The sequence below is a fragment of the Streptomyces sp. NPDC006872 genome (assembly GCF_040635845.1).
In the GTDB taxonomy this organism is placed as follows: domain Bacteria; phylum Actinomycetota; class Actinomycetes; order Streptomycetales; family Streptomycetaceae; genus Streptomyces.
Genome location: NZ_JBEYIL010000006.1, coordinates 201,278 through 217,301, shown reverse-complemented (window position 1 = coordinate 217,301; position 16,024 = coordinate 201,278). Strand labels below are relative to the sequence as shown.

The 16,024-nt window shown below is 72.9% G+C and carries 14 protein-coding genes; 7 read left to right on the top strand and 7 right to left on the bottom strand.

Annotated features, from left to right (window positions below):
* Positions 1-55: 55 nt before the first annotated feature.
* Both ABZ725_RS19755 and ABZ725_RS19750 read right to left on the bottom strand, forming a co-directional pair.
* A complete protein-coding gene (locus ABZ725_RS19755; protein ID WP_358803896.1) occupies positions 56-1,360 on the bottom strand; it encodes a M20/M25/M40 family metallo-hydrolase in 1,305 nt (434 codons plus the stop codon).
* Between the two features lie 56 nt (positions 1,361-1,416).
* The gene (locus ABZ725_RS19750; protein WP_358803895.1) at positions 1,417-2,250 is read right to left on the bottom strand and encodes a M55 family metallopeptidase; all 834 of its coding nucleotides are present in this window, start codon (positions 2,248-2,250) and stop codon (positions 1,417-1,419) included.
* A gap of 181 nt (positions 2,251-2,431) precedes the next feature.
* On the opposite strand from ABZ725_RS19750, the gene ABZ725_RS19745 reads away from it, so the two are divergent.
* The 3 genes from ABZ725_RS19745 to ABZ725_RS19735 are packed head-to-tail and all read left to right on the top strand — an operon-like array spanning position 2,432 to position 4,947.
* Positions 2,432-3,808, top strand: a complete 1,377-nt coding sequence (locus ABZ725_RS19745; RefSeq protein ID WP_358803894.1) for an MBL fold metallo-hydrolase — start codon at positions 2,432-2,434, stop codon at positions 3,806-3,808.
* 51 nt (positions 3,809-3,859) lie between these two features.
* The gene (locus ABZ725_RS19740) at positions 3,860-4,207 is read left to right on the top strand and encodes a rhodanese-like domain-containing protein (RefSeq protein ID WP_351905086.1); all 348 of its coding nucleotides are present in this window, start codon (positions 3,860-3,862) and stop codon (positions 4,205-4,207) included.
* Positions 4,204-4,947 (top strand): sulfite exporter TauE/SafE family protein, encoded by a 744-nt coding sequence (locus ABZ725_RS19735; protein ID WP_351905089.1) that lies wholly within the window; start codon positions 4,204-4,206, stop codon positions 4,945-4,947. Before ABZ725_RS19740 ends, ABZ725_RS19735 begins: the two co-directional genes overlap by 4 nt.
* An 88-nt stretch (positions 4,948-5,035) precedes the next feature.
* On the opposite strand, the gene ABZ725_RS19730 is transcribed toward ABZ725_RS19735, so the two are convergent.
* Positions 5,036-5,314, bottom strand: coding sequence for a metal-sensitive transcriptional regulator (locus tag ABZ725_RS19730; RefSeq protein WP_351905092.1), 279 nt, complete (start codon positions 5,312-5,314; stop codon positions 5,036-5,038).
* A gap of 73 nt (positions 5,315-5,387) precedes the next feature.
* Here ABZ725_RS19730 and ABZ725_RS19725 point away from each other — a divergent pair, with 73 nt between their 5' ends.
* Positions 5,388-5,978 carry a rhodanese-like domain-containing protein gene (locus ABZ725_RS19725; RefSeq protein WP_358803893.1) on the top strand — a complete coding sequence of 197 codons (591 nt, stop codon included), beginning with the start codon at positions 5,388-5,390 and terminating at the stop codon, positions 5,976-5,978.
* Between the two features lie 11 nt (positions 5,979-5,989).
* On the opposite strand, the gene ABZ725_RS19720 is transcribed toward ABZ725_RS19725, so the two are convergent.
* The 4 genes from ABZ725_RS19720 to ABZ725_RS19705 all read right to left on the bottom strand — a co-directional run bounded on the left by ABZ725_RS19720 (position 5,990) and on the right by ABZ725_RS19705 (position 12,582).
* Positions 5,990-6,715, bottom strand: a complete 726-nt coding sequence (locus ABZ725_RS19720; RefSeq protein WP_351905098.1) for a class I SAM-dependent methyltransferase — start codon at positions 6,713-6,715, stop codon at positions 5,990-5,992.
* A gap of 181 nt (positions 6,716-6,896) precedes the next feature.
* Positions 6,897-9,431, bottom strand: coding sequence for a SpoIIE family protein phosphatase (locus ABZ725_RS19715; protein WP_358803892.1), 2,535 nt, complete (start codon positions 9,429-9,431; stop codon positions 6,897-6,899).
* 166 nt (positions 9,432-9,597) lie between these two features.
* On the bottom strand, positions 9,598-11,985 hold the full coding sequence (locus ABZ725_RS19710; RefSeq protein WP_358803891.1) for an MFS transporter: 2,388 nt from the start codon (positions 11,983-11,985) through the stop codon (positions 9,598-9,600).
* A gap of 153 nt (positions 11,986-12,138) precedes the next feature.
* The gene (locus ABZ725_RS19705) at positions 12,139-12,582 is read right to left on the bottom strand and encodes an SRPBCC family protein (protein ID WP_358803890.1); all 444 of its coding nucleotides are present in this window, start codon (positions 12,580-12,582) and stop codon (positions 12,139-12,141) included.
* Between the two features lie 192 nt (positions 12,583-12,774).
* Between ABZ725_RS19705 and ABZ725_RS19700 the strand changes: the two genes are divergently transcribed.
* The 3 genes from ABZ725_RS19700 to ABZ725_RS19690 all read left to right on the top strand — a co-directional run bounded on the left by ABZ725_RS19700 (position 12,775) and on the right by ABZ725_RS19690 (position 16,022).
* Entirely contained in the window at positions 12,775-13,818 is a 1,044-nt protein-coding gene (locus ABZ725_RS19700; protein WP_358803889.1) for an Rv2578c family radical SAM protein, read from the top strand.
* A gap of 156 nt (positions 13,819-13,974) precedes the next feature.
* The gene (locus tag ABZ725_RS19695) at positions 13,975-15,552 is read left to right on the top strand and encodes an alpha/beta hydrolase (RefSeq protein WP_358803888.1); all 1,578 of its coding nucleotides are present in this window, start codon (positions 13,975-13,977) and stop codon (positions 15,550-15,552) included.
* A gap of 71 nt (positions 15,553-15,623) precedes the next feature.
* Positions 15,624-16,022, top strand: coding sequence for a RidA family protein (locus ABZ725_RS19690; protein ID WP_351905117.1), 399 nt, complete (start codon positions 15,624-15,626; stop codon positions 16,020-16,022).
* Positions 16,023-16,024 lie beyond the last annotated feature (2 nt).

Below are 16,024 nucleotides of genomic sequence, written 5' to 3'. Positions count from 1 at the left end.
CGATCCCGATCCCGACCCCGATGCCGGTCCCGACCCCGATCCCGGTCTCGCTCACCTAGGCCGTCCGCAGGAAGCGGTCGAGGACGCGGACGCCGAAGTGCAGCGCCTCCACCGGGACCCGCTCGTCGACGCCGTGGAAGAGGGCCTGGTGGTCGAAGCCCTTCGGGAGCTTCAGCGGTGCGAAGCCGTAGCCGGTGATGCCGAGCCGTGAGAACTGCTTGGCGTCCGTGCCGCCGGACATGCAGTAGGGCACCACATGCCCCTCGGGCGCGAACTCCTCGACGGCGGCGCGCATTCGGGCGTAGAGGGGCACGTCCAAGGGTGCCTGGAGGGCGACTTCGCGATGATGGAACTCCCAGTCGACGTCGGGGCCGGTGAGTTCGTCGAGGGTCGCGCGGAACTCCTCCTCGTAGCCGGCGAGATACCGGCCGTCGACGTAGGCGACCGCCTCCCCGGGGATCACGTTGACCTTGTAACCGGCGGTCAGCATGGTCGGGTTGGCGCTGTTGCGGACGGTCGCCTCGACGAGGGCCGCGGCCGGGCCGAGCTTCTCCAGCAGGCCGTCGACGTCGCGCAGGTCGGTCTCGAGGCCGTAGAGCACGGCGAGTTCGGTGAGGGCGGCGCGGACGGTCGGGGTGAGCCGGAGCGGCCACTCGTGCTCGCCGATGCGGGTGACGGCGGCGGCCAGCCGGGTCACCGCGTTCTCCCGGTTGACCTTGGAGCCGTGTCCGGCGCGCCCCCGAGCGGTGAGCTTCAGCCAGCCGGTGCCGCGTTCACCCGCGGCGATGGGATACAGCTCGCGTCCGGAGCCGTCGTGGAAGGTGAACGCCCCCGATTCGCCGACGGCCTCGGTGCAGCCCTCGAAGAGCCCCGGATGCCGGTCGGCGAGAAAACCCGAACCGTCCTCGGCACTGGCCTCCTCGTCGGCGGTGAAGGCGATGACGAGGTCGCGCCGCGGCCGGACGCCCTGCCGGGACCAGGCCTTCAGCACGGCCAGGATCATCGCGTCCATGTTCTTCATGTCGACCGCGCCGCGCCCCCACACCACCCCGTCGCGCACCTCCCCGGAGAACGGGGGCACGCTCCAGTCGGCGGCCTCGGCGGGGACGACGTCCAGGTGGCCGTGGACGAGCAGGGCGTCCGCCGACGGATCGGTGCCCTCGACCCGGGCGACGACGTTCGTACGGCCCGGGGTGCGCTCCAGCAGGGTCGGCTCGATGCCCGCCTCGGCCAGCACCGCGGCCGCGTACTCGGCGGCGGGCCGTTCCCGGCAGTCCCCGCCGCCCCGGTTGGCGGTGTCGATGCGGATGAGATCGGAGGTGAACCGGACGACCTCGTCCCGCGCCTGCACATCAGCCATGCCGCTCCCGCCTCCGCCGCTCGGCCGGCCGCTGCCGCCCGTCCCGTCTGCGCCGCTCAGCCATACTGCTCCTCGATCGCGGCCGAGACGATCGTGGTGACCGCCTTGAAGGTGCGGATGCCCTCGTACATCGTGCCGCTGGTGTACGCAACCTTCCGCTCGCCGATGCGGGCGACGCCGGGCACGACGGTGGCCGACATCGCGAGGTGCTCGGCGTCGAACTCCACCGCGACGGTGAACGGCCCACCGTCCAGCGGTTCCTGACGGACCGCCAGCCGCGTCGCCTCCTTGGCCGCCGCCCGGATGTCGGCGGCGGTGCGGGCCGGCGTACGGCACACGGCCGCATACCGCGAGACATGGTCCTTGACGGCGACCTTCAATGCCTCGGGCGCGTAGCCGAGCGCGTCCTCGCAGGCCACGTCGTCGCCGGTGACCAGGACGACCGGCACGCCGTACTCGGCGACGACATGCGCGTTGAGCAGCCCCTCGCTGGCCCGCACGTCGTTCAGCCAGACGCCGGTGACGGAGTTGGCCAGGTAGGTGTGGGCGAGGACGCCCTCCGAGCCGGCCCCCGCGTGGTAGCCGACGAACGCGATGCCGTCGACGTCGCCGTGCTGGACGCCCTCCACCATCGAGAGGGACTTGTGCCGGCCGGTGAGCATCTGCGCCCGCTCGTCGAGCTGTTCCAGGAGCAGGTTGCGCATGGTCCAGTGGGCCTCGTTGATCAGGACCTCGTCCGCCCCGCCGTCGAAGAAGCCCAGCACGGCGGCGTTGACGTCCGAGGTGAACATCGACCGGCACCGCTCCCACTGGGGCGTCCCCGGCAGCACGTCGGCGGGCCAGGTGACGCCCGTCGCGCCCTCCATGTCGGCGCTGATGAGGATCTTCACATCCGGACCTCTCCGCTGCAGACGACCAGAAATCCAGCGGATCAGAGCCTATCGGGCCGCCTCCGGCTCCCCCGGGAGCGACGCGTGAAAATACCCCCCGGGGTATCTCTGTTACGGTGGACCCCAGACCCCAGATACCCCCGGGGGTAATTTTCGAGTTCTCCGCGAAGGAGTGTGTGCCGTGTTCTTTGTCGACATCCTCGAGACCGAGGGGCTGGGCAATCGCAGCCACCTGGCGGGCGGCGCCGAGCGGGCGGTGGTGGTGGACCCGCCGCGCGACATCGACCGTGTGATCGCCGCGGCGGCGCGGCGCGGGGTGCGGATCGTGGCCGTCGCCGAGACCCATGTGCACAACGACTACGTGACCGGCGGCCTGGAGCTCGCCCGGCTGACCGGGGCGCGCTATCTGGTGCCGGCCGGGGCCGAGGTGGCGTACGCCCGCGTGCCGGTCGCCGACGGGGACGTCGAGCCGCTCGACGAAGGCCTCGCCCTGCGCGCGGTGGCCACCCCCGGGCACACCCCGCACCACACCGCCTACGTCCTGGAGGTGGCGGGCCGGCCGGTGGCCGCCTTCACCGGCGGTTCGCTGCTGATCGGCAGCGTGGGGCGGCCCGACCTCGTCGAGCCCCGGCTGACCGAACGGCTGGCCCGGGAGCAGCACGCCTCCGCGCATCGGCTGGCGCACGACCTGTCCGACGAGGTGGCGGTGCTGCCCACGCACGGCTTCGGCAGCTTCTGCTCCTCCTCGCAGGCAGGCGGCGACCGGAGCACGATCGGTGCCGAGAAGGCGTCCAACCCGGTGCTCGCCCAGGACGTGGACACGTTCGTCAAGGAGCTGCTGGCGGGGCTGGACGACGTCCCGGCGTACTACGCGCACATGGGCCCGGCCAACGCGGGCGGGCCCGCCCCGGTGGACCTCACCGCGCCCCAGCGCGCCGACGCGGGCGAGATCGCCCGGCGGCTCGCGGCCGGTGAGTGGGTGGTGGACCTGCGCAGCCGGGTGGCCTTCGCCGCCGGGCACGTGGCCGGGGCGTTCAACTTCGAGGTCGACGGGCAGCTCGCGACCTATCTGGCCTGGCTGATCCCGTGGGGCAGGCCGGTGACGCTGCTCGCGGAGAGCGCCGAGGACGTCCGGCGCGCCCAGCGCGAGCTGGCCCGGGTGGGCATCGACCGCCCGGCCGCCGCGGCCGTCGGCTCCCCGGCCGACTGGGTCGAGGAAGGGGTGCGACCGGCCTCGTTCCCGCGGGCCGTCTTCGCCGACCTGGCGGCGGCCCGCCGCCGGGGCGAGGACCTGACGGTGGTCGACGTGCGCCGCGACGGCGAACGGGCGGGCGGCTGGATCGAGGGCAGTGTGCACATCCCGCTCCACCAGCTCCCCCGACGGCTGGCCGAGGTGCCCGCGGGCACCGTCTGGGTGCACTGCGCGGGCGGCATGCGCGCGGCCATCGCCGCGTCCCTGCTGGACGCCGCCGGCCGTGCCGTGGTGGCCGTGGACGACGGCTACGGCCAGGCGGCCGACGCCGGCCTCGCCCTCGCCGGCCCCACGCCCCGCGACTGACCGCGACCGACCGCGACCGACTGCGACCGACGAACCCGAGGACCATCCGAGATGCCCATCTCCCGCGTCACCGCCGCCCAGGCCCACCGCATGCTCCGGGACGGTACGGCCGTCCTGGTCGACGTCCGCGACCCCGACGAGTACCGGGCCGGTCACGCGCCCGGCGCACTGCACCTTCCGCTGCCCTGGTCGGCACGGACCACGACGAGCCTGCCGAGCCTGACGGCGGGGCGTGATCTCGTCCTGGTCTGCCGCTCCGGCAACCGCTCGCAGCGGGCCGCCGCCCTCCTCGCCGAGCACGGCACGCAGGCGGCGGACGTGATCGGCGGCCTGCAGGACTGGGCCGCCCAGGGCCTTCCCGTCGAGGACGCCCAAGGGGCGGCCGGGACCGTCATATGAGCGCGCTCGTCCTGGCGCTGCTCGCCGGCGGCCTGGTCGGTCTGGCGCTGGGCGCGCTGGGGGCGGGCGGCAGCATCCTGACCGTCCCGGCCCTGATCTACCTGCTCGGCTTCAGCCCGGCGGCGGCGACCACCGCGGGCCTGATCATCGTGATCGTCACATCGCTCACCGCGCTGCTGGCCCACGCGCGGGCGGGGGCGGTGCGCTGGCGGGCGGGTCTGCTGTTCGCGGCGGCCGGTCTGCCGCCCGCCGCGGCCGCGGGGGCGCTCTCCTCCCGCGTCCCGGAGCCCGTGCTGACGCTGATGTTCGCGTCACTGGCCGCCCTGGCCGCCGTGCGCATGCTGCGGCGCCGCGCCCCGCGCGGGAGCGGCGCCGTCTCGGCGGCGCGGGCGGCGGGCGCCGGCGCCGGGCTGGGCGCGGTGACCGGGTTCCTCGGCGTCGGCGGCGGGTTCCTCGCCGTGCCGGCGCTGGTGAGCGTGCTGGCCGTGCCGATGAGCGCGGCGGTGGGCACGAGTCTGCTGGTCATCGTCGCCAACGCGCTGGCGGCCCTCGCGGCCCGGGCGTTCACGGCCGGCCACCTGGACTGGGCGCTGATCATGCCGTTCCTCGCGACCGCCGTCCTCGGGGCCTGGGACGGCAGACGGCTGGCCTCGAAGGTCTCCGCCGCGGCACTGCAGCGCGTCTTCGGCAGCGTGCTGCTGGCCGTCGCCCTGGGCATGGGCGTGACGGCCGTCCGATGAGCCGCCCTCGGCCTCCCCCGGAGATCAGGAACTCAAGCGTTCCGACGCGCAGACGCCCAGACACGCAAGCGCGTAGGCGCTCAGGCGCTCAGGCCAGCGACAGGAAGAGCTTCTCCAGCCGGGCCCGCATCTGCGCGGAGTCCCGCACCTGCGGATCCTCGCTGGTCATGCACTGTTCCAGCCCGGTGGCGATGATCGAGAAGCCGGCCCGGTCCAGCGCCCGGGAGACGGCGGCGAGCTGGGTGATCACGTCCTCGCAGTCGCGCCCCTCCTCGATCATCCGGATCACTCCCGCGAGCTGCCCCTGGGCGCGTCGCAGCCGGTTGAGCGCCGACTTCAGATCCTCGGCCGACATGTCGAGTTGCACACTTCCTCCTCCTGTATACCCCCGCGGGTATCCTACCCGTGCGGGACAACACCCCACCGAGAGGTTCTGTTCCGTGACCGATCACCCGACCGCCCCCGCCTCGGCGGCCTCCGCCCAGACCGCGGCCGCCCGTCTCGACGCATACACGGTCGTCGACGTGCGCACCCCCGGCGAGTACGCCGGCGGCCATCTGCCCGACGCGCACAACGTCCCCCTGGACCGGCTCGGCGAGGCCTCGAGCGCCCTGCGGGCCGCCGCCGCGCGCGGGCCGCTGCTGATCGTGTGCGCGTCCGGCGCCCGGTCCGCGAAGGGCTGCGCACAGCTCGCGGACCTCGGCGTGGCGGCGGTCACGCTGGAGGGCGGTACCGCCGGTTGGGCGGCGGCCGGGCACCCGGTCGAGCGCCCGGCGGGCGGACGCGCCCCCTGGCCGATGGACCGCCAGGTCCGGCTCGCCGCCGGCTCCCTCGTGGTCGCCGGTTTCGCCGCGGGCCTGGCCGTGCCGGGCGCGCACTGGCTGTCCGGGCTGGTCGGCGCGGGCCTTCTCTTCTCGGGGGTGACCAACACCTGCGGCATGGCGGCCCTGTTGGCCCGGCTCCCGCACAACCGGCCGCCCAGGGACGCCACTTCGTTCGAGGAGACGCTGCGCCGGCTGAGCCGCGACTGAGGTGCGGGCCCTCACCCGGTCCGGGCGGCCACGAGCCACTTCGACGGCAGCTCGATCCGGGTGCCGTCAGGGGTGAACTCGGTGGTGGTGAGGGGCAGTTCGCCGGAGGCCAGGACGGTGAGCCCGGCGGTCCGCAGATACTCGGGCACCGCGTCGTCGGCGACCTCCCCGGGGGCGATCCCGTGCCGGAAGATCGGCGCGAGCTTGGGCGGCGGACCGGCCGGGCTCTGCGCCAGCGCGCCGAGGACCGGACGGGCGGCCTCCGACAGTTCGACGACGAAGGCCCGGCCGCGTTCCCCGACCAGCGCGGCGATCCCGTCCACCAGCGGCTGCCGGTCGGCGGGCTCGCACTGGTGCAGGACGCCCCGCATGTACACGTTGGCGTCGCCGAGTTCGGCGTGCAGGGTCTCGGCGGCGCCCTTCTCGGCCGCGTCCAGCAGCCGGTACGTCGCCTGTCCGGCGGGGTCGGCGCGCCGGGCGTGGTCGAGGGCCGCGGCGGCCAGGTCGGCGCCGATCACGTGCGGGAAGCGGTCGGCCAGATACCGGGTCTGGGTGCCGTTGCCGCAGCCGAGGTCCACCAACGGCAGTCCGGGGTCGGTGAGACGGGGTTCGAACAGGGCGAGGTGGAGCGCGGCGGTGACCCTCGGATCCGCGTCCCAGAACACCCCGCCGGGTTCCTCCGGAGCCTCGCTCCAGAAGCCCTCCCACGCCGCCCGGTACCTACTCGCCACGCTCATGCCCAACTCCCCAGGATGCAAGGCCGATCCGCCGTAAGCGACGGGCGAGTACGGTCTATCGCTCCCCGGTTGCCGCTACAAGCGCGGCGCGCGTTCCTTCGCGCCGCGCTCGCGATCCGCACGCGGCCGTGCGCGGCCGATCGCGCGATCGGCCGAGCTCAGCGAGGCACAGGCACAGGCCCTAGCCGCGACGGCGCGGCAGGGTCAGCTCGAACCACACGGTCTTCCCCGCGCCCGTACGGCTGGTGCCCCACTCGCGGGCCAGTGTGCTCACCACACGCAGGCCCCGTCCGAACTCGTCGCCCGCTCCGGCGCTCAGCAGGGTCGGCAGCTCGTGGTCGTCGTCCTCCACCTCGCACAGCAGGGTCTCGCCGCGCACCAGGCGCAGCGCCACGGGGCGCCGGTGGGAATGTCGGACCGCGTTGGTGACGAGTTCGCTGACCATGAGCCCGACGGCGTCGGCCGACTTGGCGAGCCCCCAGTCGTGGAGCTGTTCGCGGACCGCCGCGCGGGCCCGGCCGACCTCGACCGGGTCGAGGGCGAACCGCCATTCGGCGACGTCCTCCGGCTCGATGCCGTTGAGCCGGGTCATGAGCAGGGCCACATCGTCCTTGCGGCCGCCGCGGGCCGCTTCCGAGAACGTCGCGGCCAGGGCGCGGATGATGGTGTCGCAGGCGTCGTCCATGGAGGCGGACGGATGCGCCGCGGACTCGCACAGGGTCGCCAGCCCCACACCGATGTCCTCGCCGCGCACCTCCACCAGCCCGTCGGTGCACATCACCAGCCGGTCGCCCGGCTCCACACGCACGCGTACCGCCTCGAAGGGCACGCCGCCGACGCCGATGGGGGCGCCGGTGGGCAGGTCGAGGAGCTCACTGCGGCCGTCGGCGGCACGCACCAACACGGGTGGGATATGGCCCGCGTTGGCGATGTGCAGCTCGCTCTCGATCGGGTCGTAGACCGCGTACAGGCAGGTCGCGAGGTAGTTGTCGCCCAGGCGTTGCGCCAAGTCGTCCAGGTTGCGCAGGAGTTGGGCGGGCGGCAGGTCGAGGGCGGCCATGGTCTGCACGGCTGTGCGCAACTGGCCCATCATGGCGGCCGAGTTGAGGCCGTGGCCCATGACGTCGCCGACGACGAGTGCGGTGCGGGCGCCGGGCAGCTTCACCGAGTCGAACCAGTCGCCGCCGACCCGCCCCAGCAGCGTGCCCGGCAGATAGCGGGTGGCGATGTCGCAGCCCGCCATGCGCGGCGGGATGTGCGGCAGCATGCTGTCCTGGAGGGTCTCGGCGACGCTCTCCTGGTGGGTGTACATACGCGCGTTGTCGAGCACGAGGCCCGCGCGGGCGGCGAGTTCGGCGCCGGTGACCCGGTCCATGTCGTTGAATACGGCGCGCTCGGGGTGGCGCAGCAGGACCATGAAGCCGAGGACGACGTTCCGCGCCTTCAGCGGGACGACCAGCATGGAGCGGCCGGTGATGAGGGGCCGGATGTCGCGCTTCTCGAACTGCGAGGCGATGGCATGCCCCATCTGCTCGCTGATGCGCGGCACGAGGACGGGATCGCCGGTGGTCATGCACTGGAAGAACGGGGTGTGCGCGGGGAACGGCATGGCCTCGCCGACGGGTACGACGTCCTCCCAGCGGCCGGGTTCGTCGGTGTGCTCGACGGCGACCCGGTGCCACATGGTGGTCGTGTCCGGCACGCCGTCGGGGAATCCCTCGCCGCCGACGACCTGCTCGCGCAAGTAGGTGCCCGCGACGTCGGTGAAGCGTGGGACGACGGCTCTGGAGACCTCGAGGATGGTGCGGGAGAGGTCGAGGGAGGTGCCGATCTTGCCGCTGACCTCGTTGAGGAACTCCAGCCGTTCGCGGACGGCGACGTACTCGAGGTCCTCGCCCTCGTCGTCCACGAGCTCCTGCGGTACGGGCAGCCCCTCGGCGGCGGCGCGGGCGGCCCGCTCACGGCGTGCTCTGCGCTCGACGCGTCGGGCGACGCCCCAGTCGGGGGTCACCGGCACCCGGTCGTTCTGGCTGAACTCCAGGACGGGGTAGCCGAGTTCGAGGACCTGGGCGACGATGCGGGCGCTTTCGCCGACGCTCATGCTGGGCAGGATCTCGGGCAGTCGGCGGGCGAGTTCCTCGGCGCCGGGGAAGTCGGTGTGCAGCGCGAAGGCGGGCGCGATGCGTTCGACGGCCAGGGGGTCGTCGGGAGCGTCCTGGTGCAGCGCCGCCGCGTCCGCGGCCAGGACCAGCAGCTGTTCGGCGCCGGGCCCGACCAGCGGGTAGGCCCACCACAGCACGTCGACACGGCCACGGTCGCTCCCCCACCCTGCGGGCGGGGGCGCCCCCATCTCGCCTCGCTCGGGCACGGTCAGCCGGGCCCGTCCGGCGGCCGGGTAGCCGAGGCCGCGGTCCAGGGAGGAGTCCAGCCCGGGCCCGAGGCCGTCGTAGGCGGCGTACTCCCCGAAGGGCAGGTCGTCGTCGGGCTCGGGGAGCGCGCCGGAGACGGGGAGCAGGTCGATCGCGGGCCGACCGATCGCCTCTTCCTTGACGACGCCGAAGAGCCTGCGGGCGCCGGTGCTCCAGTGGGAGACGAGGCCCTCGCGGTCCACCACGACCACGGCCAGGGGGACGCGTCCGGCGTCGGCAGGCCAGTCGGCCGCCTCGCGTTCGGTTCCGCGGCGGGGAGGTGCGTCCCTCTCGGTGCCACGGTCCATGGCCCAGGCCCTCTCTCCCCAGAGCTGTGCAAGATCTGTCCCGCCAGCCACCACCGTACGGCGCACGCCCGTCGGCATGTGCGGCAATGCTGGAATTGGTTTCAGCCGGGTGCGCCGGGGTACGCCGCACGTCCCGCAGCCGGCTCGCCGCCCCTGCGCGACGGCGTCAGTCCGCGTGGCCGAGTTGCAGATCGCGTTCCGTGCGGCCGCCGCCCGCCACGTGCAGGACGGTGGCGACCGGCGGGTAGCCGGCGGCGATGACGGTGTACTCGCCACGGGACAGGTCGACGAAGCGGAACGCGCCGTCGTCTCCGGTGGTGAGGGTGTCCACGACGCTGCCCGCCGCGTCGAGCAGGGTCACGCGCGCGTCCTCGACGGGCCGCCCGCCGGTGGCCCGGACGGTGCCGCGCAGCAGGGCGCCGCCGGCGAGCTCGACGTCCTGGCGGGTCTCCCGGGAGGCCTGGACGCTGACCGTCAGGGCGGCCGGGCGGAAGGCGGCCGCGCTGGCGGCGAGCGTGTACTCGCCGGCGACGAGCTCGGTGATGACGTAGCCGCCCTCACGTCCGCTGCGAGTGCTGGCGACGACCTCGCCGTGGACGTCGGTGAGGGTGACCGTGGCCTCGCGCACCGGGGCGCCGTCCGCGCCTCGCACGCTCCCGGCGACCCGGCCGGCCCCGCCGAGGACGATGTCCAGCTCGACGGGGCGCTCGCCGACGGTGACGGAGACGGCCTGCGGCTGGTGGCCGCCGGCGGCGGCGATCAGAACGTACGCCCCGGCGCCGGTCGTGGACAGCGCGTACCGGCCGTCCTCGCCGCTGGCGCCCCGGCCGATCTGCTGTCCGCCGACGTCGATGAGCGTGAGCGCCGCGCGGGCCACGACGGACCCGTCGGGGTGCTGCACCGTGCCGCAGACCGGGATGTCGGCGGTGTAGGAGGAACAGGCTTCCAGGACCGGTGTGTTCACGGGCGCGGGCTCGATCTCGGCGGTGTTGTGGGACACCAACGGTTTCTCCTTGAGGAAGAAGGCGATGAGCAGGCCGAGCACGAGCACCGGCACGAGGTGGAGGAAGATCCTCGGCATGGCGTCGGCGTAGGCCTGGATGTAGGCGTCCCGCAGCGCCGGGGGCAGTTCGTGGACGAGCTGTGGGGTGAGCGACTCGGGGTCGGGCAGCCCGGCCCCCGCGCGATCGGGCAGGCGTTCGCGCAGGGCGTCGGCGAGCCGGTCGGCGAAGAGGGTGCCGAAGACCGCCGCGCCGACGCTGCCGCCGATCTGCCGGAAGTAGGTGTTGGCGCTGGTGGCGGTGCCGAGGTCGGCAGGGCGCACGGAGTTCTGCACGGCGAGCACGAGAACGGGCATCACCAGGCCGATGCCGGCGCCGAGGACGGCCATCCAGAGGCTGTACTGCAGCCGGGGCGTGTCGGTCTCCAGCCGGGACAGCAGCCACATGCCGAGGGCGGCGAGGGCGCTGCCGAGGACGGGGTAGATCCGGTAGCGGCCGGTCTGGCTGATGAGCCGTCCGGAGAGGACCGAGGCGCCGACGATGCCGCCCATCATGGGCAGCATCAGCAGCCCGGACTCGGTGGCGGTGGCTCCGTCGACCATCTGCAGGAAGGTCGGCAGATAGCCGGCGGCGCCGAACAGCGCGACGCCGATCGCCAGGCCCACCAGCGCGGTGACGTTGAAGACGGAGTCCCTGAACAGCCGCAGCGGGATGAGGGGTTCGGCGGCGATGCCCTCGACGACCAGGAAGAGGACGGTCGCGGCGGCCGCCCCCGCCCCGAGGCCGACGACGACGCCGGAGCCCCAGGCGTACTCGGTGCCGCCCCAACTGCTCAGCAGCACCAGGCAGGTGGAGGCGACGGCGAGCAACAGGGCGCCGAGGACGTCGAATCGGGGCCTGCCCTGCGGCTTCGGCAGCTTCAGCACGACGGTGACGACGGCGAGGGTGACCAGGCCGAAGGGGACGTTGAAGTAGAAGCACCAGCGCCAGGAGAGGTGGTCGGTGAAGTAGCCGCCGAGCAGCGGTCCGGCGACCGAGGCGAGGCCGAACGCGGCGCCGATGAGGCCCATGAACCGGCCGCGCTGCCGGGGCGGCACGATGTCCGCGATGATCGCCTGCACGCCGATCAGGAGTCCGCCCGCGCCGACGCCCTGGACGGCGCGGAAGGCGATCAGCTGGTCCATGGTCCGGGCCCGCCCCGCGAGCGCGGAGCCGATGACGAAGACGACGATCGCGAACTGGAAGACGCCCTTGCGGCCGAGGAGGTCGCCGAGCTTGCCGTAGACGGGCAGTCCGACGGTGGCGGTGAGCAGATAGGCGGTGATCGCCCAGGACATCCGGTCGAGGCCGTGCAGTTCGCCGACGATCTTCGGCAGGGCGGTGGCGACGATCATCTGCTCCAGCGCCGCGAGGAGCAGCGCGAGCATGAGGGCGAAGAAGACCAGCCGCACCCGGCGTCCGCCCGGTCCCGCGTCCGTGGCCGGCGCCGGTGGCGGGTCCTCGGCAGGAGGCGCCGTGACCGGCTCGTCCTGCACCAGAGTGGTCCCGCCCATGTGCCGCTCCCCTCGTCGCACCTGCCACACAATTCCCGCGTAAAGCGACAACTACGAGCAAGCGCGACGAGTTACGGCGCCATCCCGGTCACAAGGGAGATCCACTCGAACCGGTGACGGGGATCAACGCACAGGGAGCGCACGGGTGTTGATCTACTTCTCGACCTCGGTGGCGAGGTTGGCGAGGATCGCGTCGTAGATCCGGCCGAGGCCCTTGGGGGCGAAGGTCTTCTCGAAGAAGCCGCCGATGCCGCCGGCGCCGGTCCAGGTGGTGGTGACGACGACCCGGGAGCTGCCCTCACCGGCCGGGGTGACGCGCCAGGTGGTCACCATCGAGGAGTTGCGGTCCTTCTCGACGAGCTCGCCGTCGGTCGGTTCGGCGACCTCCAGGAGGCAGTCGCGCACGCGCTTGCTGGTGGCCTGGAGCTTCCAGTGGACGAGGGTGCCCTCGCCGTCGCCGCCCTCGCGCACCTCGTACTCGCTGAACTGCTCGGGCAGCAGACTCGCGCGCGTGCCGCTGTAGTCGGCGATGGTGTCGAACACCTTCTCCGGGTCCGCAGCGACGACCCGCTCGGTGGTGGCCTCGACCTGCGCCATGGGGTTCCTCCAGGTCCGTGTTGCTCAGGGTTGCTCAAGTGCGGGGCAAGCCAACCACCCCGGTCCACGGCCGCCCAAATCGGGGTCGCACAAGCGATCGTCGGACGATCGAAAACGGCTGCCGAGAGATCCGTCGCACGATCATGGGAACACATGTTCTATTGTGGGCGCAGTGCTACCGAGGGAGGCGCCATGCGCTGGGACAACCTCACCGACCGGCCCCGCCACGACCGGCCGGCCGACGCCGCGCTGTTCGGCGCGGACGCGGTCACGACCAGGACGTTCGACACGCCCGAGTTCGCCGGCATCACGTTCCACGAGATCCGGGCCCGCTCGATCCTCAACCGGGTGCCGGGCGCCTCCCGGATGCCGTTCGAATGGACGGTGAACCCCTACCGGGGCTGCACGCACGCGTGCGTGTACTGCTTCGCCCGTAAGACGCACAGCTATCTCGACCTCGACACCGGGACCGGCTTCGACAGCCAGATCGTCGTCAAGGTGAACGCCCCGGAGCTGCTGCGCCGGCAGCTGGCCTCGCCCCGCTGGCACGGGGAGCACGTCGCCATGGGCACCAACGTGGACTGCTACCAGCGGGCGGAGGGCCGCTACCGGCTGATGCCGGGCATCCTGGCCGCCCTGCGCGACCACGCGAACCCCTTCTCGATCCTGACGAAGGGCACCCTGATCCTGCGCGACCTCGATCTGCTGCGGCAGTCCGCCGAGCGGGCCGACATCGGCGTGTCGGTCTCCGTCGGCTTCACCGACACCGAGCTGTGGCGCACCGTGGAGCCCGGCACCCCGGCCCCGCAGCGACGCCTGGAGGCGGTGCGGACCCTCACCGACCACGGCATCGACTGCGGGGTGCTCATGGCGCCGGTGATCCCGTTCCTCGGCGACGATCCGGCCCAACTGCGCGCCACCGTGCGGGCGATCGCGGCCGCGGGCGCCACCTCCGTCACCCCGCTCGCGCTGCATCTGCGGCCCGGCGCCCGCGAGTGGTTCATGGCCTGGCTCGGCCGGCACCACCCCTACCTGGTACGCCGGTACGAACGGCTGTACGCGGACGGCGCCTACGCCCCGAAGTGGTACCAGCGCCGGATCACCCGCCAGGTCCACGAGCTCGCCGAGGAGTACGGCATCGGCCCCACACGCGCGGGGATGCCCCGCCGGATCCCGCAGCCCGAGCCGGTCGAGGAGCCCACCGGGTCGGGGCCGACCCAACTCACGCTGCTCTGAGCCCACTCACGTCGAGCTGAGCGCGTTCGAGCGCATCCGACGACCCGAACGGGTCAACTCACTCGATAACAGGTTCTTCCGGACGATCTTTCCGGGACGATGCGGCCAGGACCGTGATCTGCGCGGTCCGGCCACCTCCGTCCTGGGAGGACTCCCATGAACAAACGCGCAGCCGTGCTGTGCGCCGCCGCCGTCGTCATGGCCGGGACGGTCACGGCCGTGCCCGCCGGCGCGAGCCCGTCGCACGCCGCGGAGCCCGCCCGTACGGCGAAGCCCGCCTGGAAGGGCTGCGGCACCACCGCCCAGCCGGCTCTCCAGTGCACGTCCCTGAAGGTGCCGCTCGACCACACACAGCCGGACGGGAAGCAGATCACCCTGGCGCTGTCCCGCGTCCCGCACACCGCGAAGACGTACCAGGGACCGCTGCTGGTCAACCCCGGCGGCCCCGGCGGACGGGGGCTGAGCCTGGCCTCGTTCGTCGCCTCGGCGCTGCCGAAGGCGGTGTCGGCGCAGTACGACATCATCGGCTTCGACCCGCGCGGGGTGGGCAAGAGCACGCCCGCCCTGGACTGCGCGCCCGGCCACTTCGGCCCCGTCCGCCCGGACTCCGTGCCGAGCACCGAGGCGATCGAGCGGGCCAACCTGAAGCGCGCCCGGTCCTTCGCCGCGGCCTGCGGCAAGAAGTACGCGGACCTCCTGCCGTACATCGACACGGTCAGCGCGGTACGGGACATGGACGCGATCCGCGCCGCGGTCGGCGCGCCGCGGCTGAACTACTTCGGCTACTCGTACGGCACCTACCTGGGCGCGGTGTACGCCAAGCTCTACCCGCAGCGGGTGCGGCGGCTGGTCCTGGACTCGATCGTCGACCCCACCGGCGTCTGGTACGAGGACAACCTCACGCAGGACCTCGCCTTCAACGACCGCCACCGCGCGCTGATGGCCTGGATCGCCCGGTACGACAAGACGTACAAGCTCGGCAGCGACCCGGAGAAGGTCGAGACCAAGTGGTACGCGATGCGGGCGGCCCTCGGCAGGAAGCCGGCCGGCGGCAAGGTCGGCGCCTCGGAGCTGGAGGACACCTTCCTGCCCGGCGGCTACTACAACGGCTACTGGCCCCACCTCGCCGAGGCGTTCTCGGCGTATGTGAACCACAGGGGCGCCGACCGGTTGGTCGAGGCGTACGAGAACTTCGCCGCCGTCGACGCGGCGGGGGACAACGGCTACAGCATCTACACCTCGGTGCAGTGCCGTGACGCCTTCTGGCCGCGCGACTGGGACGAGTGGCGTGCGGACAACTGGTCGGTGTACACCAAGGCGCCGTTCATGACCTGGAACAACGCCTGGTACAACGCGCCGTGCGCGTTCTGGCCGACCAGGCCGCTGGGGCCGGTGAACCTCGCCGACGTCGAGCTGCCGCCGGCCCTGCTGTTCCAGGCCACCGAAGACGCGGCCACCCCGTACGAGGGCGGCGCCACGGTCCACGCACTGCTGCGCGGGTCCAGCCTCGTGGTCGAGGACGGCGGCCAGAACCACGGCATCACGCTGAGCGGGAACACCTGCCTGGACAAGCACCTGGCGACCTACCTGAGGAACGGCACGGTGCCGCGCGGTGCGGGCGAGGTCGACGCGGTGTGCAAGGCGCAGCCCGACCCGAAGCCGCTGGGCTCGAAGGTCGCCGCGCGCACGGCCCACGGTTCGACGCTGCACGGGCTGCTGGGCTTCCGTGGCTGAGCGCTGAACCGCCGACCGCCGACCGCCGACCCGTCGGGGACGTTGTCAGACCCATGGTCCACCATGGACCCATGAGCGAACTGACCAGGATTCCCGCCCCCGACGGGGTCGCCGCCGCGGCCCAGTACGCCCATGTCGTCATGGGCGCCGGCCGGTTCGTGGCCGTCGCCGGTCAGCTTCCGCTCGACGAACATCGCGCACTGGTCGGCGAGGGCGATCCGCAGGCTCAGGCCCGCCAGGTCTTCGAGAACCTGAGGCGGTGCCTGGCCGCAGCCGGGGCGACGTTCGACGACGTCGTCAAACTCACCTATTTCGTCACGGACATGGCCCATATGCCCGCGATCCGCGCGGCTCGGGCCGCTCACATACCCGACGACCGCCTCCCCGCCGCCTCGGCCGTCCAGGTGGCGGCGCTGGTCCGCCCGGAGTTCCTGATGGAGATCGAGGCGTTCGCGGTCGTGGGGGACTGAAC

What these genes read in the sequence shown, in the direction of transcription:
- ABZ725_RS19755 (WP_358803896.1), bottom strand. Translation starts at nt 1,360, where the DNA reads ATGGCTGATGTGCAGGCGCGGGACGAGGTCGTCCGGTTCACCTCCGAT.
- ABZ725_RS19740 (WP_351905086.1), top strand. Translation starts at nt 3,860, where the DNA reads ATGCCCATCTCCCGCGTCACCGCCGCCCAGGCCCACCGCATGCTCCGG.
- ABZ725_RS19735 (WP_351905089.1), top strand. Translation starts at nt 4,204, where the DNA reads ATGAGCGCGCTCGTCCTGGCGCTGCTCGCCGGCGGCCTGGTCGGTCTG.
- ABZ725_RS19720 (WP_351905098.1), bottom strand. Translation starts at nt 6,715, where the DNA reads ATGAGCGTGGCGAGTAGGTACCGGGCGGCGTGGGAGGGCTTCTGGAGC.
- ABZ725_RS19715 (WP_358803892.1), bottom strand. Translation starts at nt 9,431, where the DNA reads ATGGACCGTGGCACCGAGAGGGACGCACCTCCCCGCCGCGGAACCGAA.
- ABZ725_RS19710 (WP_358803891.1), bottom strand. Translation starts at nt 11,985, where the DNA reads ATGGGCGGGACCACTCTGGTGCAGGACGAGCCGGTCACGGCGCCTCCT.
- ABZ725_RS19705 (WP_358803890.1), bottom strand. Translation starts at nt 12,582, where the DNA reads ATGGCGCAGGTCGAGGCCACCACCGAGCGGGTCGTCGCTGCGGACCCG.
- ABZ725_RS19700 (WP_358803889.1), top strand. Translation starts at nt 12,775, where the DNA reads ATGCGCTGGGACAACCTCACCGACCGGCCCCGCCACGACCGGCCGGCC.
- ABZ725_RS19695 (WP_358803888.1), top strand. Translation starts at nt 13,975, where the DNA reads ATGAACAAACGCGCAGCCGTGCTGTGCGCCGCCGCCGTCGTCATGGCC.
- ABZ725_RS19690 (WP_351905117.1), top strand. Translation starts at nt 15,624, where the DNA reads ATGAGCGAACTGACCAGGATTCCCGCCCCCGACGGGGTCGCCGCCGCG.